Source organism: Pseudomonas sp. WS 5059 (assembly GCF_012985525.1).
GTDB lineage: Bacteria > Pseudomonadota > Gammaproteobacteria > Pseudomonadales > Pseudomonadaceae > Aquipseudomonas.
In genome coordinates, this window is record NZ_JAAQWO010000006.1 from 198,226 (window position 1) to 221,910 (window position 23,685).

Below are 23,685 nucleotides of genomic sequence, written 5' to 3' on the forward strand. Positions count from 1 at the left end.
TCGACAAGGAGCTGTACCATGAAAAAGATCATTCTCCTGGGCCTGACCGCCCTGCTGGGAGCCTGTCACTCAATGAATCCTGCGCCCAAAGCCAGCCTTGATGGCGAAGTGTTCTACCTGCAGCGCATCGCCCTGCCACCGGCCGCCACCTTGAGCGTCAGCCTTCTGGACGTGTCCCTGGCCGATGCGCCCGCCGTGACCCTGGCCGAGCAGAAAGGCCCGGTCAACGGCCAGGTGCCGCTGCCCTTCCACCTGAGCTACGACCCGGCCCAGGTCAAGCCTGGCCACAGCTATTCGGTCAGCGCTCGCATCGAGCTGGATGGCAAGCTAATGTTTATTACCACCGAGCGTCATTCGGTGCAGTTGAACGGCCAGGATCCCCAGCCGCTTCGCCTGCGCGTTGATGCCGTTGCCCACTGATCCAGTCGATTAAAAGGAAGCGCCCATGCTCCGTAACTCTCTTCGCCTCAGCGCCCTGTGCGCCGGCCTGCTGCTCGGCGCCAACGCCATGGCCCTGTCCCTCGGTGACCTGTCCCAGGGCGACGCCACGGGTGGCCTGAAGGACGCCCTGACCCAAGGCGCACAGATTGCCGTCAAGCAACTGGGGGCTCCCGGTGGTTTCAGCAACAACCCCGAGGTCAAGATCGGTTTGCCGGGCAAGCTTGAAAAAGCCGCCGGTGCCCTGAAAATGCTCGGCATGGGCGATCAGATCACCCAGCTTGAAGCCAGCATGAACAAGGCTGCCGAATCCGCCGTGACCCAGGCCCAGCCGATTCTGGTGAACGCCGTGAAAAACATGAGCGTGAGCGACGCCAAGGGCATCCTCAGCGGCGGCCAGGATTCGGCGACCCAGTATCTGGACAAAAGCAGCCGCGAGCAGATCCGCGCCAAGTTCCTGCCGATCGTCAAGCAATCCACGGACAAGGTCGGTGTAGCCCAGCAGTACAACGCGCTGGCCAAAAAAGCGCCCATGGGCTTGCTGGGTGGCAAGAGTGACAGCGTCGAAAACTACGTGACTGAACAAGCGCTGGACGGCCTGTTCAAGATGATTGCCCAACAGGAAGAAAGCATCCGCCAGAACCCGGCAGCCGCCGCGACCAGCCTGGCGAAGAAAGTGTTCGGCGCGCTGTAGATCCATCGCCGGCAACAAATACAAACGCCCCGAAAAATCGGGGCGTTTGTGTTACTGCACCAGGGGCGTCATCAGCCGTAGGTGATTTTACCTTCGAACTTGACGTTACTCGCGCAAGGCCGCGGCAGCGTCGGCTGCCATGGCGTAGGCTTGCAGGGGGGCTTGCACTTGTTGCGCTTTTTGCCCATTTTGAACGCCATCATCGGCATCACGCCGATACCAATACCTATACCACCCATCGCAAACAAGCCCATAGGTCATTCCTCACGTCTAATTAAACCTCTTCCTGTAGCAACTTCGTTGTCAGGAAAAGGCACCTGCAACCCAGGTAACCCCTGAGTGGCAGGCACGCAAGAAACAGTTCCTGAACCGTGTAGCCGCTTTACGCAGGTTTATGCCGACTTAGGCTGGACCCGGAACCACGCCGCATACAACGCCGGCAAAAACAGCAAGGTCAGGGCCGTGGCCACGATCAAGCCGCCCATGATCGCCACCGCCATTGGCCCGAAGAACACGCTGCGCGACAGCGGGATCATCGCCAGCACTGCCGCCAGCGCCGTCAGCACAATCGGGCGGAAGCGCCGTACGGTGGCTTCGATAATCGCCTGCCACGGCTCCAGGCCCGCCTTGATGTCCTGCTCGATCTGATCCACCAGGATCACCGAGTTACGCATGATCATCCCCGACAACGCGATGGTCCCAAGCATGGCCACAAAGCCAAACGGCTGGCGGAACACCAACAGGAACAGCGTCACGCCAATCAGCCCCAGGGGCGCGGTAAGAAACACCATGGCCGTGCGCGAGAAGCTGCGCAGTTGCAGCATCAGCAAGGTCAGCACCACCACGATGAACAGCGGCACGCCAGCCTTCACCGAGTTCTGGCCACGGGCGGAGTCTTCGACGGTACCTCCCACGTCCAACAGGTAACCGTCCGGCAGTTCGGCCCGCACCTGGGCCAGGGTCGGCAGGATCTGCTGGACCAGGGTCGCCGGTTGCTCCTTGCCGTAGATATCGGCGCGTACGGTCACCGTGGGCAGGCGGTTGCGATGCCAGATAATGCCTTCCTCGAAGCCATACTCCAGGGTGGCGATCTGCGACAGCGCCACGCTGGTGCCGTTGTCGGTCGGCACCGCCAGGCTCGGCAGCAGCGACAACTCGGTGCGCTCATGCACGGTGCCGCGCAGGAGAATTTCGATCAACTCGTTGTCCTCCCGGTACTGGCTGACGCTGGAACCGGTCAGGGAGCTCTGGAGAAATTTCGACAGGTTGGCCGTGCTCACCCCCAAGGCGCGGGCGCGGTCCTGGTCGACATTGAGGTAGACGATCTTGCTCGGTTCTTCCCAGTCCAGATGCACATTCACCACGTGGGGGTTTTCCCGCACCTTGGCCGCGACCTTGCGCGCCAGGGCCCGCACTTCTTCGATGTGCTCGCCAGTCACGCGAAACTGCACAGGGTAGCCAACCGGCGGGCCGTTCTCCAGGCGGGTGACCCGCGAACGCAGGTCGGGGAATTGCTCGTTGAGGGTTTCGATCAACCAGGTGCGCAGGGTTTCGCGCTCCTCGATGGTCTTGGCCAGCACCACGAACTGGGCAAAGCTGGCCGCCGGCAACTGCTGGTCCAACGGCAGGTAGAAGCGCGGTGAACCGGTGCCGACATAGGCCACGTAGTTTTCGATCCCCCCATGCGCCTTGAGCAAGCCTTCGAGACGCTTGACCTGATCGGCGGTGTTGCTCAGCGAGGCGCCTTCCGCCAGTTTCAGGTCGACCATCAGCTCCAGGCGCCCGGACGCCGGGAAGAACTGTTGCGGGACAAAGCGGAACAGCGCCACCGAGCCGATAAACAGCAGCACGGTCAGTACAATCACGGTTTTGCGCCGGCGCACGCACCATTCCACCCAGCGCCTTACGCGCTGATAGAACGGCGTGCCGTAAGGATCCGGGCCATCAGTGCCGTGCTTGGCCGCATGAATCTTCGCCAGGTCCGGCAGGAGTTTTTCCCCCAGGTACGGCACAAACACCACGGCGGCAACCCACGAGGCCAGCAGCGCGATGGTCACCACCTGGAAGATCGAGCGGGTGTACTCACCGGTACTCGATTGCGCGGTGGCAATCGGCAAGAAGCCGGCTGCGGTGATCAACGTACCGGTAAGCATCGGAAACGCCGTACTGGTCCAGGCGAAACTGGCGGCCTTGAGACGGTCGTAGCCCTGCTCCATTTTGATCGCCATCATTTCCACGGCGATGATCGCGTCGTCCACCAGCAGGCCCAAAGCCAATACCAAGGCACCCAGGGAGATCTTGTGCAGGCCGATCCCCAGGTAATACATGCAGGCAAAGGTCATGGCCAACACCAACGGAATCGCCAGGGCCACCACCATGCCGGTACGCACGCCGAGGGAGAAGAAACTCACCAGCAATACAATCGCCAATGCTTCGGCCAGCACCTGGACGAATTCGCCCACGCTGGTCTTCACCGCAGCGGGCTGGTCCGAGACCTTGCGCAGCTCCATGCCTGCCGGGAGGTTCTTCTGCAAGCGTGCGAATTCGCCCTCAAGGGCCTTGCCCAGTACCAGGATGTCCCCGCCATCGCGCATGGCCACGGCCAGGCCGATCGCATCGTCACCCATGTAGCGCATACGCGGCGCGGGCGGGTCGTTGAAGCCACGGTGAATCTCGGCCACGTCGCCAATGCGGAAGGTGCGGCCGCCCACGCGGATCGGGAAATCGCGGATTTCCTCCACCGCCTTGAAGTTACCCGACACCCGCAGTTGCACGCGCTCGCTCGGGGTTTCAAAAAAGCCGGCGGTGGACACCGCGTTCTGCTCCTGCAACGCCTGTTGCACCGCCGCCAGGGGCAGACCGAGGGTGGCGAGCTTGAGGTTGGACAGCTCGATCCAGATCTTCTCGTCCTGCAATCCCAGCAGCTCGACCTTGCCCACATCCGGCACCCGTTGCAGCTGGATCTGGATGCGGTCGGCGTAGTCCTTGAGCACGGCGTAGTCAAAACCCTCGCCGGTCAGGGCGTAGATATTGCCAAAGGTGGTGCCGAATTCATCGTTGAAGAACGGGCCCTGGATATCCGGGGGCAGGGTCTGGCGGATATCGCTGATCTTCTTGCGCACCTGGTACCACAGGTCGGGAATCTGCGCCGAGTGCATCGAGTCCCGCGCCATAAACGTGACCTGGGATTCGCCCGGGCGGGAGAACGAGACGATGCGCTCGTACTCGCCGGTTTCCATCAGTTTCTTTTCAATACGCTCGGTGACCTGGCGCGAGACTTCCTGGGCCGTGGCGCCTGGCCAGTTAGTCTTGATCACCATGGCTTTGAAGGTGAACGGCGGGTCTTCACTTTGCCCCAGCTTGGTGTAGGACAACGTACCGACAACGGCCAGCAGCAGCATCAGGAACAGTACGATCTGGCGATTACGCAACGCCCATTCGGAAAGATTGAAACCCATCGGGAACTACTCCTTGTTGGCCGCCAGATTCACCACCCGGTTGGAGCGATCCACCGGGCGTACTTGCTGGCCCTCATGGAGCACATGCACACCGGCGGCAATCACCCAGTCGGAGGGGGTCAGGCCTTCGAGCACCGGCACGCTTTTTTCGCCGAAGGCGCCGATGCGCACCGCTGTACGTTTGAGGGTGTTATCCGGCTTGACCAACCAGACGTAGGACGCACCGTTCTCTGCGCTGAGGGCAGACAGCGGCACCGACAACGGAACCACGCCGTCAGCCTGGATGAAAACCCGCGCACTCTGCCCCAGCTCGGCCGGGACTTTGCCGGCGTTGAAGGCGACGCGGGCGGCGAAGGTGCGTGACTTGGGATCGGCTGCCGGCGACAGCTCGCGAATACGCCCCTCGAAACGCTGGTCGGGCTGGCTCCACAGTTCCACGGAGACCGGCTGGCCGACCTTGAAGCGGCCGAAGCTTTGCTCCGGGAAGCTGATCAACACTTCACGCTCGCCATCGGTAGCCAGGGTGAACACGGTCTGCCCCGCAGACACCACTTGCCCGACTTCCACCGCACGCTTGGCCACCACCCCGTCCTGGGGCGCGCGCAACACGGCATAGCCGGCCTGGTTGTTGGCCACGTCGAATTCTGCCTTGATCTGCTGCAAGCGGGCGACGCCTGCGCGGTAGAGGTTTTCGGAATTGTCGTACTGGGAGCGGCTGACCATCTGACGGTCCATCAGGGTCTTGTAGCGATCACGCTCGGCCCGCACCAGGCTCAGGTTGGCCTCGGCCGCCGTGACTTGGGCACGGGTAGCCTGCAGTTGCAGGCGCACATCCTGGGGATCGAGCTCCGCCAGCGGCTGGTTGGCCTTGACGCGCTCGCCCTCCTCCACCAGACGACGGCTGACTTTGCCGCCGATGCGAAAGGCCAGGTCCGGTTCATACCGGGCACGCACCTCGCCTGGATAACTGTCCATTGCCAACGCAGAGGGTTGTGGCTGCACCACCATGGCCGGGCGGACGGTGGTTTGGGCCGCTTCTTCATGGCCGCAGGCAGCCAGTAAAAGAGCAAGGCTGGCAGGCAACGCGAGGTGCAGGAAGATGCTGCGCATGCTGAAGGACCTTTCGCAAATGGTGCTTGGAATAATTATACTGGCCGGTATGTTATTAATACCAAACTCACCAGTCCAGTATTAAAGTGAAAATGTCCGACAATCCTGTAAACACCAATAGCCCTGGGCGCCCCAAGGACATGGCAAAACGCCAGGCAATCCTCGACGCGGCGAAAATCCTGTTTTTGAGCAACGGTTATGCAAGTACCAGCATGGATGCCGTGGCCCTTGAGGCTGGCGTGTCGAAACTGACGGTCTACAGCCACTTCACCGACAAAGAAACGCTATTCACCGCCGCCGTCGAGGCCAAGTGCGAAGCGCAACTGCCGGTCATGTATTTCGAGCTTCCCGACGGTGTGCCGGTGGAGAAGGTGCTGCTCAACATCGCCCGGGGCTTTCACCTGCTGATCAACAGTGAGGAGTCGGTGAACCTGCACCGTTTGATGATGACGTCGGGCAATCAGGATCCGAAGCTGTCGCAGATTTTCTTCGAAGCCGGCCCCATGCGGATGCTGCAGGGGATGGAGCGCTTGCTGGGCAAGATCAACCAGAGCGGTGCGCTGAGCATCGACAAGCCGTTTACCGCAGCCGAACACTTCTTTTGCCTGCTCAAGGGCACGGCGAACTTCTGCTTGCTGTATGGCTGCGGCGACCGCTTGAGCGAAGCGGCCGCCGAAGAGCATGTGCAGGAAGTGGTGGGGTTGTTTATGCGGGCGTATCGACCTTGAACAGTCGTTGATCGATCTGACGCCATCGCCGGCAAGTCGGCTCCTACAGGTGATTGCGTTTATTGTAGGAGCCGGCTTGCCGGCGACGGGGCCCTCAGGCCTTGAGCGCTTTTTTAGGGTAAATATCGTACCGGCTGGATTTGCCATCCAGCGCATGGCTCGGCTTGGGCCCTTCGATGCACGGCGCCTTGCGCGCACGCTTCACCACCACCCGATGGCTGGCCAGGGCCAAGGCCGCCGCGAGCAACGCCGGGGCATCCGGATCGTCACCCACCAGCGGGCGGAACAGGCGCATTTCCTTCTTCACCAGGGCGGTTTTCTCACGATGAGGAAACATCGGGTCCAGGTAGATCACCTGCGGCGGCTCACCTTCCCAGTTACGCATCAGCTCGATGGAGTTGCCCTTGAGCAGGGTCATCCGCCCAACGATGGGCGCCACTTCAAAATCATCGGCCCCACGCGCCAGACCATCTTCGAGCAAGGCACCAATCAACGGTTGCCGCTCGATCAGGCTCATCTCACAGCCCAGGCTGGCCAGCACGAACGCATCCTTGCCCAGGCCCGCCGTGGCATCCAGCACCCGGGGGCGCACACCTTGAGACACGCCTACGGCCTTGGCGATCATCTGCCCGCTGCCACCACCGTAAAGCCGGCGATGGGCCGCGCCGCCCTCGACAAAATCCACCCGCACCGGCCCAGGCGCATCGGCGCCCAGCTGTTGCAGTTGCAGGCCGTGCTCACCCACTTGCAGGGCAAAATCGGCATCCGCCAGCTGCAACGGCAGGCCGAGCTGCTCGGCCCAGTACTGGGCACGGGCCTGGAAACCTTCGGCCAAGGCCTCGACCCGAATGCGGCTGGCCGCGGGTTGTTCGCTCATCGTTTACTACGCTCAAAAATATTAAGGATCGGCAAAAAGCGGCCGATAAAAAAGGATCAGGCATTTTGCCAGACCCTGAGCGTCGACCGAGAGAAATGTCAGACATTCATTCCCTATTCACCGGTGTCCTGCCGACCCACAACCACTTCGGCCTGCGCAATACCCAAGCGCTGGCCGGCGTCAGTCATGTGTGGCAGGACTTCTTCGCCCGGGCGTTGGCCGAGCAACTTGGCCAGGAGCCAGGTGCGCAGCTGGCCGCAGATCCGGTGCCGGTGGATACCTCGATCGAACCCAGCGCCGGCAGCGACCTGCTGACCCAAATCGTTACCCAACGTCATTGCGACGTCCAGGACACCGAGGTCGCCCCGCCTGAACCGCTGTTCCTGCCGATTGCCGAATTCGAGCTGGACCTGCTGCCACCCGCGGCCGTGCCGTTCCCGGATGATGAAATCGTCGCCCAGCAACGCCAGCAGAACTTCGAGAGCGGCTGGGTACGCCCGATCGTCCTGACCGCTGGCCAGCCACTGCCCGAGCCAGGCCCGGCGCCACAACCCAAGCCGCTGTTCCTGCCGATTGCCGAGTTCGAACTGGACCTGCTGCCAGCGGCGGCCGAACCGTATCCGAATGAAGAACTGGTGCAGCAGCAAAAGGCCCTGGACTTCGATTGCGGCTGGGCCCGCCCACTGATCCTCAACAACCTGCGCCTGGCGGCCTGACCCTTAGCGGCACACCCACCAACGCCCCATGTCCAGATGGAAATGGTTGCGATGGGCAGCGTTGTAGTCCGGGCTCAAGACCACGTTGAAATCGTTGCACGCACGGTCGCGCACCTGACGCAAAAAGCGCGCGTTGGCGCCCTCTCCAGGCCAATCCTTCAGCACGTTGATACTGCGCCCATCCGCCAGGCGAAACCCGGCGATATCCAGGGCATTGGCCGAGGCGTGCTGGCTGAGCCGCCCTTCGGCACGCCCATACATATTGCGGCAGGCAAAACTGCCCAGGTGATCGACCCGCGTCACCGCCTGGCCAAACACCGCCTGGGCGGCCGGCTGCAAGCTGTGGCGCTCGAACAGGGCAAACGCCACCGCCAAGGGGCAACTGGCGAGAAAGCTGCTACTCAAACCCACCTGCGCGCCCTGCACCCGCAGGGTATTGCGCAGTGGGCAAGCCGCATCAGCGGGACTGTCCGCCTGATGGCTGACCCGCAGCCCGGAGGTTTTCAGCACCTGGTCGCACAGTGCCGGATCATCCTGCAACCGTCCGAGTTTGAACCGCGTCAGCAGGTTGGGCACGGCGCGCACATCCAAGGGCGCCCAGGGGTTCCATTCGGCGGGCAACGGCACCCAGCCGCGCCAGATGCCTACGAGTAGGCCGCCCGCGAGTAGCAGCAACACCCCCAACACTTTGAAAAAAGCCACGACTCAACCTTTGAACAACTGATTTGCCTGGCTGAACGGCATCGAGCGCTCGGTAAAGGTGAAGGTTCCCAGTTCCTGAACCTCCCGCGCGGCCCTGAAGAACTCCCCGTAGGCCGCCAGGGCCATGGCCGAGCCGACGCTGATGCGCTTGACGCCCATCTCGCTCAGTTGCGCCACCGAGAGCTTGAGACCACCGGACATCAGCACATTCACCGGTTTTGGCGCCACCGCCCGCACCACCGCCAGTACTTCCTCAGCACTGCGCAGGCCCGGAGCATACAACACGTCGGCGCCCGCTTCGGCGTAGGCCTGCAAACGGCGAATAGTGTCGGGAAAATCCAGGCGACCATGTAGGAGGTTTTCCGCACGGGCCGTCAGCATGAAGGGGAATGGCAAGCTGCGCGCCGCAGCGACGGCAGCCTCGATGCGCTCAACAGACAGATCAAAGGGGTAGATCGGGTCGACCGCAATCCCCGTAGCGTCTTCGATAGAACCGCCGACGATGCCGGTAGCGGCGGCCCGCAACAGGCTCTGGGCACAACCTTGAGGCGTATCGCTGAAGCCGTTTTCCAGGTCCGCAGCCACCGGCAGCGCGGTGGCCTGAACGATCATCCCGGCGTTGCCCAAAGTGTCCTCCAGCGACAGCGCACCTTCGGCATCCGGACGCCCCAGACTGAAGGCAAAACCCGCGCTGGTAGTGGCCAGGGCTTCAAAGCCGAGGCTGGCGAGCATCTTGGCGGAACCGGCGTCCCACGGGTTGGGCATCACGAATGCACGGTCACGCTCGTGCAGGGCTCGAAAGGATTCGGCGCGAAGGGTTTGGGCATCCATGACTGACTCCAGGCATAAAAGAACCCTAGAGTAACCCCAGTTGCTCCACAGCGGGCTCCCGATGCAACTGCGCCAACGCCGGCAACCCAGGCAATCGCACCATCAATTGCTGATGAAAACGCATGGCCAATTGGGCCGCCAGGCGGTTGTCCGAGGTGTGCAGGAACACATAGGGCGTGCGGCCCTCCTCGATCCAGCCAGCGACCTTTTCAACCCACGGCACCAGGAACGGATCGTTGGCTTCCAGGTCCGGGTGGCCGATAAAACGCACCTGGGGAAACTGGGTCAACGCCGCAGGCCGGGGCGGTACCTTGGGCTTTTTCGATTGGGCGTGGAGTACCGCCGCCGAGGTGGACGTGCAACTGAACAGCGCCCGAGGATCCAGGCAGATCCGCTCGACACCACGGTCACGCAGCAGGCGGTTGAGGCTGCGCTCGGCATCGCCTTTGGCGAAGAACTCACGGTGACGCACCTCCACCGCCAATGGCCGCTCCAGGCCGTCGATAAACCCTGCCAGTTCCCCCAGCCGTTGCGGGGTGAAGCTGGCCGGTAGTTGCAGCCACAGTGGCGAAACCCGCTCGCCCAGCGGGCTCATCAAACCGAGGAAGCTTTCGGCGGCGGGCAACTGTTCGCGCAGGTCAGCGCTGTGGCTGATATCACCGGGAAACTTGGCGGTAAAGCGAAAGTGCGCGGGCATGATCTCGACCCAGCGCTGCACAGTCGCGACGGAGGGCCGCGCATAGAACGTGGTGTTGCCTTCGCAGGCATTGAACACCTGGCAATACAGCCCGAGAAAATCCGTGGTGCGGGCGTCTTGCGGATACAGGTACTCGCGCCAGGCGTTTTCACTCCAGGACGGGCAACCGAGGAAATAAGGCAGCAACATCAGATGTGGATATCGAGACCCAGCACTTCCATATCCCATTCGACAAAGCCTGCTGTGGTCAGGTAGCTGGCCAGGGCCGTGGCGACGTTCTTGCTCATGGAGCGCGGGAAGACCATGTCTTGCTGGCGGGCCGGAACGCCGCCGATACGCGCACCGCTGGCACCTTGGGCACGGGCGGAAACCGCTGCGCTCTGGGAGGTTTCGGGCTGGATTTCAATAAAATCGGGGGATTCTTCGACGGACTCGTCTACCTTCACGCTCGCCTTGCGTGGCTTGCGCTTGAGGGGGTAGGACTGGGAGGAAAAGCCGTCTATACGCATGCATGCAGATCCGTGATCAATGATGGCAATTTAGCGGCACTTTCCTTGGCGCGCAAATGCTCTGGTGATAACTAGAACACATAAACGGGCAAAGGTTTAAAACCGGGGGCAAATTCTGACGATTGGCGCCAATTGCCGGCGATCAACGGTGGAAGCTGTCGAGCCCCAGCGAGGCTGCGATGGCGGCGACACTGCCACTATTCATGGCACCTGACACACCGCTATAGCAGCCTCGCTGGGGCTCGACAGCTCCCACATTAGAGGCTAACCGCAATAAGCCTAGAGCCCGCGTTCGGCCTTGGTCTGCGCCACTTTATCGCGCAGGTACACCGGGGCGGCCTGGTCGGCGGGAATCGCCTCGCCGCGTTCCCAGGCAAAACGCGCCAGGGCCAGCAGGTCTTCGGCATGGGGCAGCATCGTGGCATCCTGGCCCATCGTGGGCACGGCGATCCGCTGGCCATACCCCCAACCGGTACCGGCACCAAACCAGTCGCCACTGGCATCGGCCGGCAACGCGGCGGCCTCGGGCGGCTGCACGGCTTCAACGCCGACCAGGCGCATTTCGCCTGCGGTCTCGCGGTAGCAACCCCAGTAGACCTCATCCATCCGCGCATCGATGGCTGCCGCGACCTGGGCCGCGCCGTGCTCACGCAGGGCGCGCTGGGCCAGCACGGCCAGGTTGGACACCGGCAATACTGGCCGTTCCAGGGCAAACGCCAGGCCCTGCACCACCCCGATGGCGATGCGCACGCCGGTGAACGCGCCCGGGCCACGACCAAAGGCGATGGCGTCCACCGCCGACAAGGTGGTGCCGGCATCGAGCAATAACTGCTTGATCATTGGCAGCAGCTTTTGCGCGTGCAGGCGCGGGATCACCTCATAGTGGCTCGTGACCTTGCCGTTATGCAGCAGGGCAACGGAGCAAGCTTCAGTCGCGGTGTCCAGGGCCAGCAGGGTGCTCATCGGTGTGGGTGTCCAAATCGAAAAAAAGTGCGCCAGTATAAACAACAACGGCCCGCAAGCGGGCCGTTGAACATCACGCCGATCGTCAGATCAGTTCAGCGCTTCCAGCACCTTGGCGGTGATGGCTTCCACCGAGCCAACGCCGGGGATGTGGCTGTATTTCGGTTTGCCCTGGGCAGCCGACAGCTTCTGGTAGAAGTCCACCAGCGGCTTGGTCTGGGAGTGGTAGACCGACAGGCGATGACGCACGGTTTCTTCGGTATCGTCCTTGCGCTGCACCAGGTCGTCACCGCTTACATCATCCTTGCCAGCCACTTTTGGCGGGTTGTAGACGATGTGGTAGACGCGGCCCGAGGCTTCGTGAACGCGGCGACCGGCGATACGCTGGACGATCTCTTCGTCTTCAACGGCGATTTCGACCACGGCATCCAACTCGACGCCGGCCTTCACCAGGGCTTCGGCCTGGGGAATGGTGCGTGGGAAACCGTCGAACAGGAAACCGTTCTTGCAGTCTTCCTGGCTGATGCGTTCCTTGACCAGGTTGATGATCAGGTCGTCGGAGACCAGGCCACCGCTGTCCATCACGCTCTTGGCGATCAGGCCCAACTCGGTACCGGCCTTGACGGCGGCGCGCAGCATGTCGCCAGTGGAGATTTGTGGAATGCCGAACTTTTCAGTGATGAACTTTGCCTGAGTACCTTTACCGGCCCCGGGAGCTCCCAGCAGAATGACGCGCATCGATGTGCTCCTCAATTTTTTATAGAGATGACGCTCGGATTCGCCGCGTGGGGCCAATCTCGTAGAATATGCTCGTAAAAATACGAATCCAGGCCGCCCAAACGGCCAAAGGCTGATCAAGATACACAGCGAGCCCTAACCACACAAGCCGCCAAAAGTCGGAAGAACCCGCACCACACAAGCCTTTTGGTCGCGGTATCCCTTGGTGCAACCCAAACCCAAAACCGCCGGCAGAGCCCTTTCGGGTCAACCGGCGGTTTTGCGTGCAAGCCCTTGAGAACACGCGACAAATGTCAGCCGGTATTACGCAGCCCGGCGGCAATACCGGCCACGGACACCAGCAGCGCCTGTTCCAGAGGGCTGTCCTGTGTCGCTTCCTGCTGGCGGGACCGCGCCAACAACTCGGCCTGCAGCAGGTGCAATGGGTCAAGGTAGGTGTTGCGCAGGCGGATGAACTCCAGGGTGTCGGGACTGTGGGCCAGCAGTTGCGACTGCCCGGTCAGGCCAAGCACCACGGCACACGCCTGCGACAATAGGTCGCGTAAATGCGCACCCAATGGCAGCAGGTCCGGCTGCACCAGACGCTCGTCATACAGGCGGGCGATATCGGCGTCGGCCTTGGCCAGGACCATTTCCAGCATGTCGATGCGCGTACGGAAGAACGGCCATTGCTCACGCATCTGCCCCAGCAACTCGCCTTCGCCCCGCTCCAGGGCCTTGCTCAATGCCGCTTCCCAGCCCAGCCAGGCCGGCAACATCAGGCGCGTCTGGGTCCAGCCGAAAATCCACGGGATCGCACGCAGGCTTTCGATGCCCCCAGCACGGCGTTTGGCCGGGCGACTGCCCAGGGGCAAGCGGCCCAGTTCCTGCTCGGGCGTGGACTGGCGGAAGTACTCGACGAACTGCGGATTTTCCCGCACTACCGCGCGATAGGCGCTGACGCCATCGGCGGCCAATTCGTCCATCAAATGCCGCCAGGCCGGCTCCGGGGGCGGCGGTGGCAATAAGGTCGCCTCCAGCACTGCGGCCAGATACAGATTGAGGTTCTGCTCGGCGATATCCGGCAAGCCGAACTTGAAGCGAATCATCTCGCCCTGCTCGGTGGTGCGAAAACGCCCGGCTACCGAGCCCGGTGGCTGCGACAGGATCGCCGCGTGGGCCGGGCCACCGCCACGGCCAACGGTGCCGCCACGACCATGGAACAACAACAGTTCCACCTGCTGCTCGCGGCAGATATCCACCAGCCGCTCCTGGGCCCGGTACTGCGCCCAGGCCGCAGCGGTAGTGCCGGCGTCCTTGGCCGAGTCCGAATAGCCGATCATCACTTCCTGCGGGCCTTGCAGGCGCGCGCGATAGCCCGGTAGCAGCAACAGGCGCTCGATCACCGGGCCGGCGTTGTCCAGGTCGGCCAGGGTCTCGAACAGCGGCACCACACGCATCGGCCGCTGCACCCCGGACTCCTTGAGCAGCAGCTGCACCGCCAGCACATCGGATGCCGCACCCGCCATGGAGATGACGTAGGAACCGAGGGATGCAGCTGGCGCGGCGGCAATTTCCTTACAGGTATTGAGCACTTCGGCGGTGTCGGCCGACGGCTTGAAATAGCCTGGCAACAATGGGCGACGGTTGACCAACTCCTTCATCAGGAAGGTGATGCGCGCGTCTTCGTCCCAATCCTCATAGCGGCCCAGGCCCAGGTAGTCGGTGATCTCGGTCATCGCCGCCGAGTGACGGCTGGAGTCCTGGCGCACATCCAGGCGCACCAGGAACAGGCCGAACGTTACCGCACGGCGTAGGCAATCGAGCAGCGGGCCGTCGGCAATCACGCCCATGCCGCAGGCGTGCAGGGACTGGTAGCACAGCTCCAACGGCTCCAGCAGGTCGCGATTGTTTTGCAGCACATCAGCCGGCGCCGGGAGGCTGGCGGTCAACGCCGCGTGCGCCCAATTGCGGGTGGCGCGCAGGCGTTCGCGCAGTTGCTTGAGCAAGGCCCGATAAGGTTCGACGCTATCGCCGACCTTGGCCTGCAACTCGGGGCTGGCCTGCTGCATCGACAGCTCGGATGCCAGGTGATCGATATCACGCAGATACAGGTCTGCGGCCATCCAGCGCGCCAGCAGCAATACTTCGCGGGTCACGGGTGCCGTCACGTTGGGGTTGCCGTCACGGTCACCGCCCATCCATGAGGCAAAGCGGATCGGTGCCGCCTCCAGGGGCAGGCGCAGGCCGGTCGCGGCGTGCAAGGCGTGATCGGCCTTGCGCAGGTAGTTGGGGATGGCGTGCCACAGCGAATGCTCGATCACCGCAAAGCCCCACTTGGCCTCGTCCACCGGGGTGGGCCGGGTGCGGCGGATTTCTTCGGTGTGCCAGGCTTCGGCGATCAGCCGTTGCAAGCGCTGGCGAATCTGCTCGCGCTCGGCGCTGGTCAAGTCACGGTGATCCTGCAACGCCAGTTGGGCGGCGATGGCGTCATATTTCTGGATCAAGGTGCGGCGCGCAACTTCGGTGGGGTGGGCGGTGAGCACCAGTTCGATCTCCAGCCGCGCCAACTGCCGGGCCAGGGATTCGCTGCTATGGCCCTCACTCTGCAGGCGCGCCAGCAGCTCGGGCAGTACCCGCGACTCGAACGGGGCGGGCTGGGATTCATCGCGCCGGTGAATCAGTTGGTACTGCTCGGCGATATTAGCCAGGTTGAGGAACTGGTTGAACGCACGTGCCACCGGCAACAGCTCGTCTTCCTGCAACTGGTTGAGGCTGGCGCTGAGCTCTTCGCCAGCTGCCGCCTCGGTTGCCCCGCCCCGGCGATCGGCCTTGGCGCCCTTGCGGATCTGCTCGATCTTGGCGAGGAACTCATCACCGTACTGTTCTCGAATCGTGTTGCCCAACAGTTCACCCAGCAGGTGAACATCTTCACGCAAACGTGCATCGATATCGCTCATCAGCCAATCTCCAGCCAGGAATCCGGGACGCTTTGATCTTTAAGAGTGCCGATCAAGCCTTGCTCTTACAAGGAACTTTAAACCTTGGCGGTTGCAGCTAGTCTCAAGGATACGTCGTCGCGTTATCCACGCCGCGACCGGTCACTCATCACCGCCCGCTACCCTGGGCATCACTGAGGTTGCCATGAAAATCCGAGAACTGGCCCAGCAATGGGAAGAAACCGCCAAGGGTCGCCTGACCAAGACCGAATATGCCATCCACCTGGATGTCGAGGCTGCCGCACGGCTGGCGGCCATCCGCGAGATGTACCCCAAGCGCAGCACCGAGGAATTGCTCGGCGAGTTGATCGGCGCCGCCCTGGAAGAGCTGGAAGCCAGCTTTCCCTATATCCGGGGCCAGCATGTGGTTGCCACTGATGAAGAGGGTGACCCGTTGTATGAAGACGTCGGCCCCACACCGCGCTTCCTGTCGTTGTCACGGCGCTACCTGCACGATATGTCAGCCACGCCTGACGATCAGAAACACTGATAAACATCCGCTGAAAAAAACCATTCCCCAGCGTACCGGGCCTTTCATAGGCCCGGCATACCGCTGTGGATGGCAAAAGTTCCGATTTTTAAACACTGACCACTCAGTCAGATTTGTTCAGATGTTTTTTCGGGCAAATCGCCATCTTTGGCTGAACTATTCAAAAAAGCCTCGGGTCACAGCCAGTAAGCCATCACTTGGAACAGGCGTTTGAAAAGGCACACTGAGCTTCACCGCCAAAACGCAGACGCTGAACACCGTAGATGGATTTGATGTTTTTCTGGAGTTATCCAATGGAGTTGAAGACGATGAAGACCAGCACTGCCAAATCCTCGTTTAACCACCTGCGCGGGCTCAAATTGGCCGCGTTGGCAATCGGCACCAGCTTCGTCCTCGCGGGCTGCGCCGGCAACCCGCCGACCGAGCAGTACGCGGTGACCCAATCGGCCGTGAACAGCGCTGTAAGCGCTGGCGGTACCGAATACGCTGCCGTGGAAATGAAAGCTGCCCAGGACAAGCTCAAGCAAGCCGAGCTGGCCATGCACGACAAGAAGTACGACGAAGCCCGTCGTCTGGCCGAACAGGCTGAGTGGGACGCTCGCGTTGCAGAGCGCAAGGCCCAGGCTGCCAAGGCCGACCTGGCGCTGAAGGATTCCCAGAAGGCTGTTCAGGAGCTGCGTAACGAAGGCATGCGTCCTGCTGTGATCCAGCAGAAGTAAGCAGCGCCCTTGTTTGCATCGCACCCGAAATCGAATTGAAAGGACGACACCACTATGCGTAAACAATTGATGATCCCTGCCCTGCTGGCGATGAGCGTTGCATTGGCGGCTTGCTCCACCCCGCCTAACGCGAACCTGGAAAACGCACGGACCAACTTCTCGGCCCTGCAAGCCAACCCACAAGCGACCAAAATCGCCGCCCTGGAAACCAAGGACGCCAGCGAATGGCTGGACAAGGCCGACAAGGCGTACCGCGACAAGGAAGACGAGAAGAAGGTCGACCAACTGGCCTACCTGACCAACCAGCGCGTTGAAGTGGCCAAGGACACCATCGCCCTGCGCGAGTCCGAAGCCAAGCTGAAAAACGCCGGCGACGAACGTGCCCGCGCCCTGCTCGAAGCCCGCGACGCGCAGATCAAGCAGCTGCAAAACAGCTTGAACGCCAAGCAGACTGAACGCGGGACCCTGGTGACCTTTGGTGATGTGCTGTTCGCCACCAACAAGGCCGACCTGAAATCCAGCGGCCTGGTGAACATCAACAAACTGGCGCAATTCCTCCAGGAAAACCCAGATCGTAAAGTCATTATCGAAGGCTACACCGACAGCACCGGCAGCGATGCCTACAACCAGACCTTGTCCGAGCGCCGTGCTACTTCGGTGCAGGTTGCACTGATCAAGATGGGCGTTAACCCAAGCCGCATCGTGACTGCTGGCTACGGCAAGGCATACCCGGTTGCCGATAACGCCAGCGTTTCGGGCCGCGCCATGAACCGTCGCGTTGAAGTGACCATCTCCAACGACAACCAGCCGGTCAAGCCACGTTCTTCGGTTCAGTAACCGACTGACGTACACCGCTAAAAAAGCCCTGCCTGGATTCCAGGCAGGGCTTTTTTTGTAGAAGAACTGCGGCAGATGGCTTTGGATCAGCCGAAGTTGACTGAGTTGGTGTTCTCTTGGGGCATCTGCATGCCTTGCTGGCCGTCGCGATCCATCTGCTTGCGCAGAGGGTCTTGCTCATCCTCGCCACCACCATTTGCGCCACTGCCCTGGGAGCCGCCTGCACCGCCCGCGCCGCCCAACAGTTGCGCCAGGAGTTTCTTCAGCGCTTCCGGGTCTGCACCACCCTGCTGCTGGCCCCCTTCGACGCCCTTGCCGACCATATTGCCGGAATCGCCCATGCCGGCGCCGCCGAAGTTACCGAACCCGCTACCACCACCTACTCCACCAATACTCATAGCGATACTCCACATAATTAAGGGGGTTGCTCGTCAGCGCTGCTGACAACCCAATCAGTGGCTTCACACAAAATATGGTTCCAAAAACTACCAGCGTGCTTACTCCTGCAATTGCGGGGTTTCCTGGCCCATGCAACGCACCGCCTGCTTCTTGTTGTTCACCAGTACACCGGTCAACCCTTTCTGCTCGGTATCAAACAGCACCAGCACACCGTCGACGCACTGCGCCACCTGGGGAGCCGGGGTCAGGGAGACTTTATAGTCCTCGCCGGGCACCGTCTTGAGCATAGTGAAATCACTGAGCAGCAACGCGTCCTCGGGCTTGGCGAAGTGCAGGTAGCCGTAGTACCACAGACAGCCAACGGTGCCGATGATGGTGCCGATACCGGTGAGGATCAGGGGGATCATGTTGCGTTCTTCGCTCATTGCGGGCTCTCTGATGATTCAACTTTAGGAGTGGCGGCCGCCGGGTAATTGGGGATTTCCCCCAGGCGGCGCAGGCCATTGAAATGCTGCGGGTCGTCAAGATAACGCAGCATCACGGTTTGCCAGATCTTGTCGGCAAAAGTCTGCACATGCCCACCGCGGATCAATTGCAGCACCCTTGGCGGCGGCGCAGCTTGATACAGACGGATGCCGTTGGAAAGCGGCACGATCGGATCATCCAGACTGTGGAACAGCAGTTTCGGCACGCCGGTCAGCTGCGGCATGCCGTGGATCGCGCTGTCGGCGTCCGGCACCAGCCACGACAACGGCACCTGAAACGGCCATGTTAGCCAGGAAGTGCTCAGGGCGAATTGCCCTACATCACGATAACTGGCGGGCACGCCATCCAACACCAGCGCCTTGAGCCGGGGCTGGCGCTCGGGATGTGCCGCCAGGTAATGCACCGCCAATGCCCCGCCCAGACTCTGGCCGAGCACCACCAGCGGCTGGCCCTGGGTCTCGGGGGCCTGGTCAATCCACTGAAAAGCCGCATCCAGGTCCTGGTAGATGGCCGGCAGCGAAGGTTTGCCTTCGGACACGCCATAGCCGCGATAGTCCAGCATCAGCACTTGATAACCCTGGGCCGGCAGCCACCAACTGCCCCCCAGGTGCCCGGACAGGTTGCCCCCGTTGCCGTGCAAATGCAGCACCGTGCCCTTGAGCGGCACACCGGCCTTGGCCGGCAGCCACCAGGCGCGCAGCTTGAGGCCATCGGCGGTGGTCAGGGTGACGTCACGGTATTCCAGGCGCGCCTGTTGCGGGGTAAATGGCAGGCCAGGCTCGGGGTAGAACAGCAGCGAGCTGCAGCCGTTGAGGGTCAGGAGCAGGCATAGGATGCCGAGCAGTCTCATCCGTTGAAACCTCGTAAATGGGTGGGGACACAACCCTGATAATCAATGAAGACTAACTGTCGGAGCTGGCTGTCAGTTACTCCACCGGTGGCTGACAGACCGCGATCGCAGGCAAGCCAGCTCCTACAGTTGATGGGATTTGGTCAGAGGATATTGGAGTAGTCCGCCTCGATCCGGTCCAGGCTCAGGTGATTGAGGAAGTTGGAGAAGCACATCCACGCCGACAACGCGTTCATATCGCGAAACTGCTCCGGCAAGTACTTGGGTGGCACCACCAGGCCTTCGTCCACCAGTTGGCGCAAGGTGCGCATGTCTTCCAGGGTGGTCTTGCCGCAGAACAACAGCGGCACCTGCTCCAGCTTGCCCTTGCGCACGGCCAGCTGGATGTAGTTGTAGACCATGATAAAGCCCTTGAGGTAGGACAGATCCTTGGTAAACGGCAGGCCCGTCGGCGTCGAGCCGCGAAACACCCGGCTGGCGTTGCCGTAGCTCTCGGCCATTTCAAAGCCCTGCTCGCGGAAGAACTCGAACACCTGCAGGAAATCGGCACCCTCTTCCACCATATGGATCGCGCGGGTGCGGTTGGTCAGTTTGCGCAGGCGGCTGGGGTAGGAGGCGAAGGTGATGATCTCCATCAGGATCGCCAGGCCCTCCTGGGTCACGGTCGACGACGGTGGGCCCTTGGACAGGAAGGTGCAGATCGGCTGGTTCTGGCCGTTGAGGGTGGTGCCCACATGGACCAGCCCTTCGTGGACTTCCAGGGCCCGCACATCGCGCTCGTTGAACATCGCATCGGTGCGGATCTTGATGTAGTCGGCACCCGCCGCCGCGTCGGCGACGATGCCATCGGACTCAAATACGCGGATGGTTTCCTCGGCCTCGCCAAACACCTTGTTCAGGCGGCTTTGCAGCAGGCTGACGGCGTCCTTGGCAGTCAGGGTCTTGGCTTCGTCCTTGAGATCGCCACGGCCGTCGATATTGTTCAGGTAATCGGAGAGCATCAGGCCCAGGTCGGCCAGGGTCGGGTCGCCGGCATGGAATGCATCGGAGGCCGCGCCGTAGAGTTCCTGGGAAATCAGGCCGAAATCCTCGGTGCCACGGGCTTCGAGCATGCGCACCACCATGCGGTATTCCTTGCACATACGCCGCATGATCTGCCCGACCGGGTTGAACTGGCCCAATTGGCGAGTGATATCACGCTCAATGTTCTGGAACTCCAGCTTCACCTTGCTGGAATCGAACGACAGTGGCCGGTTCAGGTAATAGTCGCGGTCCACGGCCGGCATGTGCTTGCCCTTGCCCTGGAGGAAGCCCTTGCGAATGTTGTCGTCCCACTTCACGGCGTCGAGGACGCGAATCGGTGTTTGCGCCAGCACAATGCGATCGGACAAGGTGCGTATCGTCTGCTGGTAATCGTCCACCCGGTGCTTCCTCTTTAAACGTTATTTGCCCACATGTTTATAGCGTACGGCTTCGACAAACACATCGGCGTTGGCCGGATCATCCAGGTAAGCCAAGACCTGGCTCATGGGGCTGTCGATCAATGTCCCGTCCCCTTCGACGGTCTCGACACTGCTGCCACTCAGGGTTTTGTGCGTGATGGCCTGGTTGATCGCCTCGGGATCGAGGTTGTAGACCACCAGTTCGCGGGCCTCATTCAATTCAAACCCGGCGAGGATAAAGTGCCCGCCCAGCTTGTTTGGCAGCGGCGCCGACAGGTACCAGCGGTTGCCGTGGCGGGACACACTGAACAAATACTCGTCGCGCTTGATCGGCTGGGTCTGCGAGGTGCTCACTGCCTTGTAGCGATGCTGGCCCACCCGGCTGATCTGCAGGTCGAGCGGCTCGCCCCAGGCGTTCCTGCTGGCCCACTTGCCCAGCAGCGCGTCAGGTGCGGCCTCGCTGGCCGGCAGGGGCTCCTTGAAGGTCACCAGGCAGCCGCTCAGGAGCAGCGACACCATCGCGGTCACTAACACACGCCAGGTTTTCATCCATCACTCCACAGCTGTTTTGGGCAGCCTGGCCCCCACATGACTAGACCGAGGCCAGTACCAGGTGCATGTAACGCTTGAGAATCTCGAGCATTTCTTCGCCAGTCAGGGCCTCGGGCTCGAACAGCAGGCCCTGATATTCCATCCGACTGATAATCGCCGTCAACACTTTGGCATCTTGTTGCGGCTCGCGGGAGCCCAGCACCTGGAAAAACTGGCAAGTGCCCTGCAACAAAATCTGCTGGTGAGAACGTACCAGTTCGCCCAGGCGCGGGTTCAACAAGGCTTCCTGGCGAAAGGCCTGTTCGGCCATCAGGTACTCACGCCGGTTGAGCAGTTGGCGCAGGACGTAATCGGCAGTCAGCCGCGCAATATCATCGGCCAGTTGCGAGCGCGACTCGGCACTGCCATCACCGTAGGCCACCATCTCGCGCAGCAAACCTTCGTTGCGCACCCACAACTTGCCCATGAACGCCGCACTGCGCTCCACATACTGGGCAAAGGTGTCGGTGAGCAGGTCGTCGATATCCTTGAAATAGTAGGTGGTGGCCGACAGCGGCACGCCGGCCTCCGCCGCCACCGCCCGATGGCGCACCGCCCGCACGCCATCGCGCACGACAATGCGCATGGCCGCGTCGAGAATATCCTGGCGACGCTGTTCGCTGCCCTGGCGACTGGCCTTGCGGCCCTGGTACTGAACACTTTCAGCCACGGCGGCAGCGATGCCAGCGGCGCCTTCTTGAGCCATTACGCGCTTCACGAAAGATCGTCCTCTCACTCAACAAAAGTCTGGCGCCGTACGCTTGACGTTAGTACAGGCCACACAAAAAAGCCGCCTTATAAAAGGCGGCTTCGGGATTCGCTAAGGTTACGCTTGCGGCCGCATGTGCGGGAACAAGATGACATCGCGGATCGACGGTGAGTTGGTCAACAACATCACCAGGCGGTCGATACCGATACCTTCACCGGCCGTTGGCGGCATGCCGTACTCCAGCGCCCGCACAAAGTCGGCGTCGTAGTGCATGGCTTCGTCGTCACCGGCGTCCTTGTCAGCCACCTGGGCCATGAAACGCTCGGCCTGGTCTTCCGCATCGTTAAGCTCGGAGTAGGCGTTGGCGATTTCGCGACCACCGATAAACAGCTCGAAACGGTCGGTGACGTTCGGGTTGTCGTCGTTGCGACGGGCCAGCGGCGACACTTCGAACGGGTACTGGGTAATGAAGTGCGGCTGTTCCAGCTTGTGCTCCACCAGTTCTTCGAAAATCATCACCTGCAGCTTGCCCAGGCCTTCGAAGCCCAGGACCTTGGCCCCGGCTTTCTTGGCAATGGCGCGAGCCTTGTCGATGTCGTTCAGGTCGTCAGCGGTCAGCTCGGGGTTGTACTTGAGGATCGAATCGAACACCGACAGGCGCACGAACGGCTCGCCGAAGTGGAACACCTTGTCGCCGTACGGCACGTCGGTAGTCCCGAGAACCAGTTGCGCCAGCTCGCGGAACAGTTCTTCGGTCAGGTCCATGTTGTCTTCGTAGTCGGCGTAGGCCTGGTAGAACTCCAACATGGTGAATTCTGGGTTGTGACGGGTCGAGACACCTTCGTTACGGAAGTTGCGGTTGATCTCGAACACCTTTTCAAAACCACCGACCACCAGGCGCTTGAGGTACAACTCTGGCGCGATACGCAGGAACATTTCCATGTCCAGGGCATTGTGGTGGGTTTCGAACGGCTTGGCTGCCGCGCCGCCCGGAATGGTCTGCAGCATCGGCGTCTCGACTTCGAGGAAGTCACGGGCCATCAGGAAGCTGCGGATGTGCGCGATCACTTGCGAGCGCACGCGGAACGTCTGGCGCACTTCTTCGTTGACGATCAGGTCGACGTAGCGCTGGCGATAGCGCTGCTCGGTGTCGGTCAGGCCGTGGTGCTTGTCTGGCAGCGGGCGCAGCGACTTGGTCAGCAGGCGCACGTTGGTCATTTCGACGTACAGGTCGCCCTTGCCGGAACGGGCCAGGGTGCCTTCGGCGGCAATGATGTCGCCCATGTCCCAGGTTTTCACCGAGGCCAGGGTTTCTTCCGAGAGGGTCTTGCGGTTGACGTAGACCTGGATGCGCCCGGTCATGTCCTGGATCACCATGAACGAGCCACGGTTGAGCATGATGCGACCTGCCACCTTGACTGGGATCGCAGCTTCTGCCAGCTCTTCCTTGGTCTTGTCCGCGTATTGCTTCTGCAAGGCATCGCAGTAGTTTTCGCGGCGGAAGTCGTTGGGGAAGGCGTTACCCTTGGCACGCTCGGCAGCAAGCTTTTCCTTGCGCAGGGCGATCAAGGAGTTTTCTTCCTGTTGCAGGGCCTGATCGAGTTGTTGGTCGCTCATGTCTTTAAATATTCCATCTGGTTCGTTGTCCCCAGCCTGCGGCTGGGGATCGCGGGCAAGCCCGCTCCCACAGGGATCGAGGAGTGTCAGCCAATCCCGCGTTGCA

The 23,685-nt window shown here is 61.6% G+C and carries 25 protein-coding genes; 7 read left to right on the forward strand and 18 right to left on the reverse strand.

Going from position 1 to position 23,685, the window contains the following annotated elements:
* The first annotated feature begins 18 nt into the window (after window positions 1-18).
* On the forward strand, window positions 19-420 hold the full coding sequence (locus HBO12_RS18950; RefSeq protein WP_169955722.1) for a YbaY family lipoprotein: 402 nt from the start codon (window positions 19-21) through the stop codon (window positions 418-420).
* A 25-nt stretch (window positions 421-445) separates the two neighbouring features.
* Window positions 446-1,132, forward strand: coding sequence for a DUF4197 domain-containing protein (locus HBO12_RS18955; protein ID WP_169955721.1), 687 nt, complete (start codon window positions 446-448; stop codon window positions 1,130-1,132).
* Window positions 1,133-1,203: 71 nt separating this feature from the next.
* Here the strand turns inward: HBO12_RS18955 and HBO12_RS18960 are convergent, their stop codons facing one another.
* The 3 genes from HBO12_RS18960 to HBO12_RS18970 all read right to left on the reverse strand — a co-directional run bounded on the left by HBO12_RS18960 (window position 1,204) and on the right by HBO12_RS18970 (window position 5,700).
* Window positions 1,204-1,386, reverse strand: a complete 183-nt coding sequence (locus tag HBO12_RS18960; RefSeq protein ID WP_169955720.1) for a hypothetical protein — start codon at window positions 1,384-1,386, stop codon at window positions 1,204-1,206.
* Between the two features lie 138 nt (window positions 1,387-1,524).
* On the reverse strand, window positions 1,525-4,590 hold the full coding sequence (locus HBO12_RS18965) for an efflux RND transporter permease subunit (RefSeq protein WP_169955719.1): 3,066 nt from the start codon (window positions 4,588-4,590) through the stop codon (window positions 1,525-1,527).
* A 6-nt stretch (window positions 4,591-4,596) separates the two neighbouring features.
* Window positions 4,597-5,700, reverse strand: a complete 1,104-nt coding sequence (locus tag HBO12_RS18970) for an efflux RND transporter periplasmic adaptor subunit (RefSeq protein WP_170042934.1) — start codon at window positions 5,698-5,700, stop codon at window positions 4,597-4,599.
* A 92-nt stretch (window positions 5,701-5,792) separates the two neighbouring features.
* On the opposite strand from HBO12_RS18970, the gene HBO12_RS18975 reads away from it, so the two are divergent.
* Window positions 5,793-6,428 (forward strand): TetR/AcrR family transcriptional regulator, encoded by a 636-nt coding sequence (locus tag HBO12_RS18975; protein ID WP_169955717.1) that lies wholly within the window; start codon window positions 5,793-5,795, stop codon window positions 6,426-6,428.
* A gap of 94 nt (window positions 6,429-6,522) precedes the next feature.
* Here the strand turns inward: HBO12_RS18975 and HBO12_RS18980 are convergent, their stop codons facing one another.
* The gene (locus HBO12_RS18980; protein WP_170042935.1) at window positions 6,523-7,305 is read right to left on the reverse strand and encodes a class I SAM-dependent methyltransferase; all 783 of its coding nucleotides are present in this window, start codon (window positions 7,303-7,305) and stop codon (window positions 6,523-6,525) included.
* Between the two features lie 95 nt (window positions 7,306-7,400).
* On the opposite strand from HBO12_RS18980, the gene HBO12_RS18985 reads away from it, so the two are divergent.
* Entirely contained in the window at window positions 7,401-8,021 is a 621-nt protein-coding gene (locus tag HBO12_RS18985) for an energy transducer TonB (RefSeq protein WP_169955715.1), read from the forward strand.
* Between the two features lie 3 nt (window positions 8,022-8,024).
* Here HBO12_RS18985 and HBO12_RS18990 read toward each other — a convergent pair whose 3' ends face one another.
* The 7 genes from HBO12_RS18990 to ppc all read right to left on the reverse strand — a co-directional run bounded on the left by HBO12_RS18990 (window position 8,025) and on the right by ppc (window position 15,400).
* Complete coding sequence (locus tag HBO12_RS18990) at window positions 8,025-8,723, reverse strand: extensin family protein (RefSeq protein WP_170042936.1); 699 nt, start codon at window positions 8,721-8,723, stop codon at window positions 8,025-8,027.
* A gap of 3 nt (window positions 8,724-8,726) precedes the next feature.
* On the reverse strand, window positions 8,727-9,554 hold the full coding sequence (locus HBO12_RS18995; RefSeq protein WP_170042937.1) for an isocitrate lyase/PEP mutase family protein: 828 nt from the start codon (window positions 9,552-9,554) through the stop codon (window positions 8,727-8,729).
* Window positions 9,555-9,579: 25 nt separating this feature from the next.
* Window positions 9,580-10,440, reverse strand: coding sequence for a DUF72 domain-containing protein (locus tag HBO12_RS19000; protein WP_170042938.1), 861 nt, complete (start codon window positions 10,438-10,440; stop codon window positions 9,580-9,582).
* A complete protein-coding gene (locus tag HBO12_RS19005) occupies window positions 10,440-10,760 on the reverse strand; it encodes a hypothetical protein (RefSeq protein ID WP_170042939.1) in 321 nt (106 codons plus the stop codon). Before HBO12_RS19005 ends, HBO12_RS19000 begins: the two co-directional genes overlap by 1 nt.
* A gap of 279 nt (window positions 10,761-11,039) precedes the next feature.
* On the reverse strand, window positions 11,040-11,723 hold the full coding sequence (gene tsaB, locus HBO12_RS19010) for a tRNA (adenosine(37)-N6)-threonylcarbamoyltransferase complex dimerization subunit type 1 TsaB (protein ID WP_169955710.1): 684 nt from the start codon (window positions 11,721-11,723) through the stop codon (window positions 11,040-11,042).
* Window positions 11,724-11,813: 90 nt separating this feature from the next.
* On the reverse strand, window positions 11,814-12,461 hold the full coding sequence (adk, locus tag HBO12_RS19015; RefSeq protein ID WP_170042940.1) for an adenylate kinase: 648 nt from the start codon (window positions 12,459-12,461) through the stop codon (window positions 11,814-11,816).
* 293 nt (window positions 12,462-12,754) lie between these two features.
* Entirely contained in the window at window positions 12,755-15,400 is a 2,646-nt protein-coding gene (gene ppc, locus HBO12_RS19020; RefSeq protein WP_170042941.1) for a phosphoenolpyruvate carboxylase, read from the reverse strand.
* Window positions 15,401-15,584: 184 nt separating this feature from the next.
* Between ppc and HBO12_RS19025 the strand changes: the two genes are divergently transcribed.
* The 3 genes from HBO12_RS19025 (at window position 15,585) to HBO12_RS19035 (ending at window position 17,485) form a co-directional block, all read left to right on the forward strand.
* Window positions 15,585-15,929: a hypothetical protein gene (locus HBO12_RS19025; RefSeq protein WP_057441782.1), complete on the forward strand. Its 345-nt coding sequence runs from the start codon at window positions 15,585-15,587 to the stop codon at window positions 15,927-15,929.
* 293 nt (window positions 15,930-16,222) lie between these two features.
* Window positions 16,223-16,648: a DUF4398 domain-containing protein gene (locus HBO12_RS19030; protein ID WP_029300159.1), complete on the forward strand. Its 426-nt coding sequence runs from the start codon at window positions 16,223-16,225 to the stop codon at window positions 16,646-16,648.
* Window positions 16,649-16,702: 54 nt separating this feature from the next.
* Entirely contained in the window at window positions 16,703-17,485 is a 783-nt protein-coding gene (locus HBO12_RS19035; RefSeq protein WP_169955707.1) for a lipotoxin F family OmpA-related protein LptF, read from the forward strand.
* A gap of 86 nt (window positions 17,486-17,571) precedes the next feature.
* Here the strand turns inward: HBO12_RS19035 and HBO12_RS19040 are convergent, their stop codons facing one another.
* From HBO12_RS19040 to lysS, 7 genes are all read right to left on the reverse strand, one after another.
* On the reverse strand, window positions 17,572-17,883 hold the full coding sequence (locus HBO12_RS19040) for a hypothetical protein (RefSeq protein WP_169955706.1): 312 nt from the start codon (window positions 17,881-17,883) through the stop codon (window positions 17,572-17,574).
* 99 nt (window positions 17,884-17,982) lie between these two features.
* Window positions 17,983-18,309 (reverse strand): hypothetical protein, encoded by a 327-nt coding sequence (locus tag HBO12_RS19045; RefSeq protein WP_032858203.1) that lies wholly within the window; start codon window positions 18,307-18,309, stop codon window positions 17,983-17,985.
* Entirely contained in the window at window positions 18,306-19,220 is a 915-nt protein-coding gene (locus HBO12_RS19050) for an alpha/beta hydrolase (protein ID WP_170042942.1), read from the reverse strand. The genes HBO12_RS19045 and HBO12_RS19050 overlap by 4 nt, the downstream gene beginning before the upstream one ends.
* A 143-nt stretch (window positions 19,221-19,363) precedes the next feature.
* Window positions 19,364-20,641 (reverse strand): flavohemoglobin expression-modulating QEGLA motif protein, encoded by a 1,278-nt coding sequence (locus HBO12_RS19055; protein ID WP_169955704.1) that lies wholly within the window; start codon window positions 20,639-20,641, stop codon window positions 19,364-19,366.
* Window positions 20,642-20,662: 21 nt separating this feature from the next.
* A complete protein-coding gene (locus HBO12_RS19060; RefSeq protein WP_170042943.1) occupies window positions 20,663-21,211 on the reverse strand; it encodes a hypothetical protein in 549 nt (182 codons plus the stop codon).
* 43 nt (window positions 21,212-21,254) lie between these two features.
* Complete coding sequence (locus tag HBO12_RS19065) at window positions 21,255-21,971, reverse strand: TetR/AcrR family transcriptional regulator (protein WP_029300174.1); 717 nt, start codon at window positions 21,969-21,971, stop codon at window positions 21,255-21,257.
* Window positions 21,972-22,079: 108 nt separating this feature from the next.
* Complete coding sequence (lysS, locus tag HBO12_RS19070; protein ID WP_170042944.1) at window positions 22,080-23,579, reverse strand: lysine--tRNA ligase; 1,500 nt, start codon at window positions 23,577-23,579, stop codon at window positions 22,080-22,082.
* Window positions 23,580-23,685 lie beyond the last annotated feature (106 nt).

Bases quoted from the DNA above. Each gene is read 5' to 3' on its own strand.
- HBO12_RS18950 (WP_169955722.1), top strand. From the start codon at position 19: ATGAAAAAGATCATTCTCCTGGGCCTGACCGCCCTGCTGGGAGCCTGT.
- HBO12_RS18955 (WP_169955721.1), top strand. From the start codon at position 446: ATGCTCCGTAACTCTCTTCGCCTCAGCGCCCTGTGCGCCGGCCTGCTG.
- HBO12_RS18960 (WP_169955720.1), bottom strand. From the start codon at position 1,386: ATGGGCTTGTTTGCGATGGGTGGTATAGGTATTGGTATCGGCGTGATG.
- HBO12_RS18965 (WP_169955719.1), bottom strand. From the start codon at position 4,590: ATGGGTTTCAATCTTTCCGAATGGGCGTTGCGTAATCGCCAGATCGTA.
- HBO12_RS18970 (WP_170042934.1), bottom strand. From the start codon at position 5,700: ATGCGCAGCATCTTCCTGCACCTCGCGTTGCCTGCCAGCCTTGCTCTT.
- HBO12_RS18975 (WP_169955717.1), top strand. From the start codon at position 5,793: ATGTCCGACAATCCTGTAAACACCAATAGCCCTGGGCGCCCCAAGGAC.
- HBO12_RS18980 (WP_170042935.1), bottom strand. From the start codon at position 7,305: ATGAGCGAACAACCCGCGGCCAGCCGCATTCGGGTCGAGGCCTTGGCC.
- HBO12_RS18985 (WP_169955715.1), top strand. From the start codon at position 7,401: ATGTCAGACATTCATTCCCTATTCACCGGTGTCCTGCCGACCCACAAC.
- HBO12_RS18995 (WP_170042937.1), bottom strand. From the start codon at position 9,554: ATGGATGCCCAAACCCTTCGCGCCGAATCCTTTCGAGCCCTGCACGAG.
- HBO12_RS19000 (WP_170042938.1), bottom strand. From the start codon at position 10,440: ATGTTGCTGCCTTATTTCCTCGGTTGCCCGTCCTGGAGTGAAAACGCC.
- HBO12_RS19005 (WP_170042939.1), bottom strand. From the start codon at position 10,760: ATGCGTATAGACGGCTTTTCCTCCCAGTCCTACCCCCTCAAGCGCAAG.
- tsaB (WP_169955710.1), bottom strand. From the start codon at position 11,723: ATGAGCACCCTGCTGGCCCTGGACACCGCGACTGAAGCTTGCTCCGTT.
- adk (WP_170042940.1), bottom strand. From the start codon at position 12,461: ATGCGCGTCATTCTGCTGGGAGCTCCCGGGGCCGGTAAAGGTACTCAG.
- ppc (WP_170042941.1), bottom strand. From the start codon at position 15,400: ATGAGCGATATCGATGCACGTTTGCGTGAAGATGTTCACCTGCTGGGT.
- HBO12_RS19025 (WP_057441782.1), top strand. From the start codon at position 15,585: ATGAAAATCCGAGAACTGGCCCAGCAATGGGAAGAAACCGCCAAGGGT.
- HBO12_RS19030 (WP_029300159.1), top strand. From the start codon at position 16,223: ATGGAGTTGAAGACGATGAAGACCAGCACTGCCAAATCCTCGTTTAAC.
- HBO12_RS19035 (WP_169955707.1), top strand. From the start codon at position 16,703: ATGCGTAAACAATTGATGATCCCTGCCCTGCTGGCGATGAGCGTTGCA.
- HBO12_RS19040 (WP_169955706.1), bottom strand. From the start codon at position 17,883: ATGAGTATTGGTGGAGTAGGTGGTGGTAGCGGGTTCGGTAACTTCGGC.
- HBO12_RS19045 (WP_032858203.1), bottom strand. From the start codon at position 18,309: ATGAGCGAAGAACGCAACATGATCCCCCTGATCCTCACCGGTATCGGC.
- HBO12_RS19050 (WP_170042942.1), bottom strand. From the start codon at position 19,220: ATGAGACTGCTCGGCATCCTATGCCTGCTCCTGACCCTCAACGGCTGC.
- HBO12_RS19060 (WP_170042943.1), bottom strand. From the start codon at position 21,211: ATGAAAACCTGGCGTGTGTTAGTGACCGCGATGGTGTCGCTGCTCCTG.
- lysS (WP_170042944.1), bottom strand. From the start codon at position 23,579: ATGAGCGACCAACAACTCGATCAGGCCCTGCAACAGGAAGAAAACTCC.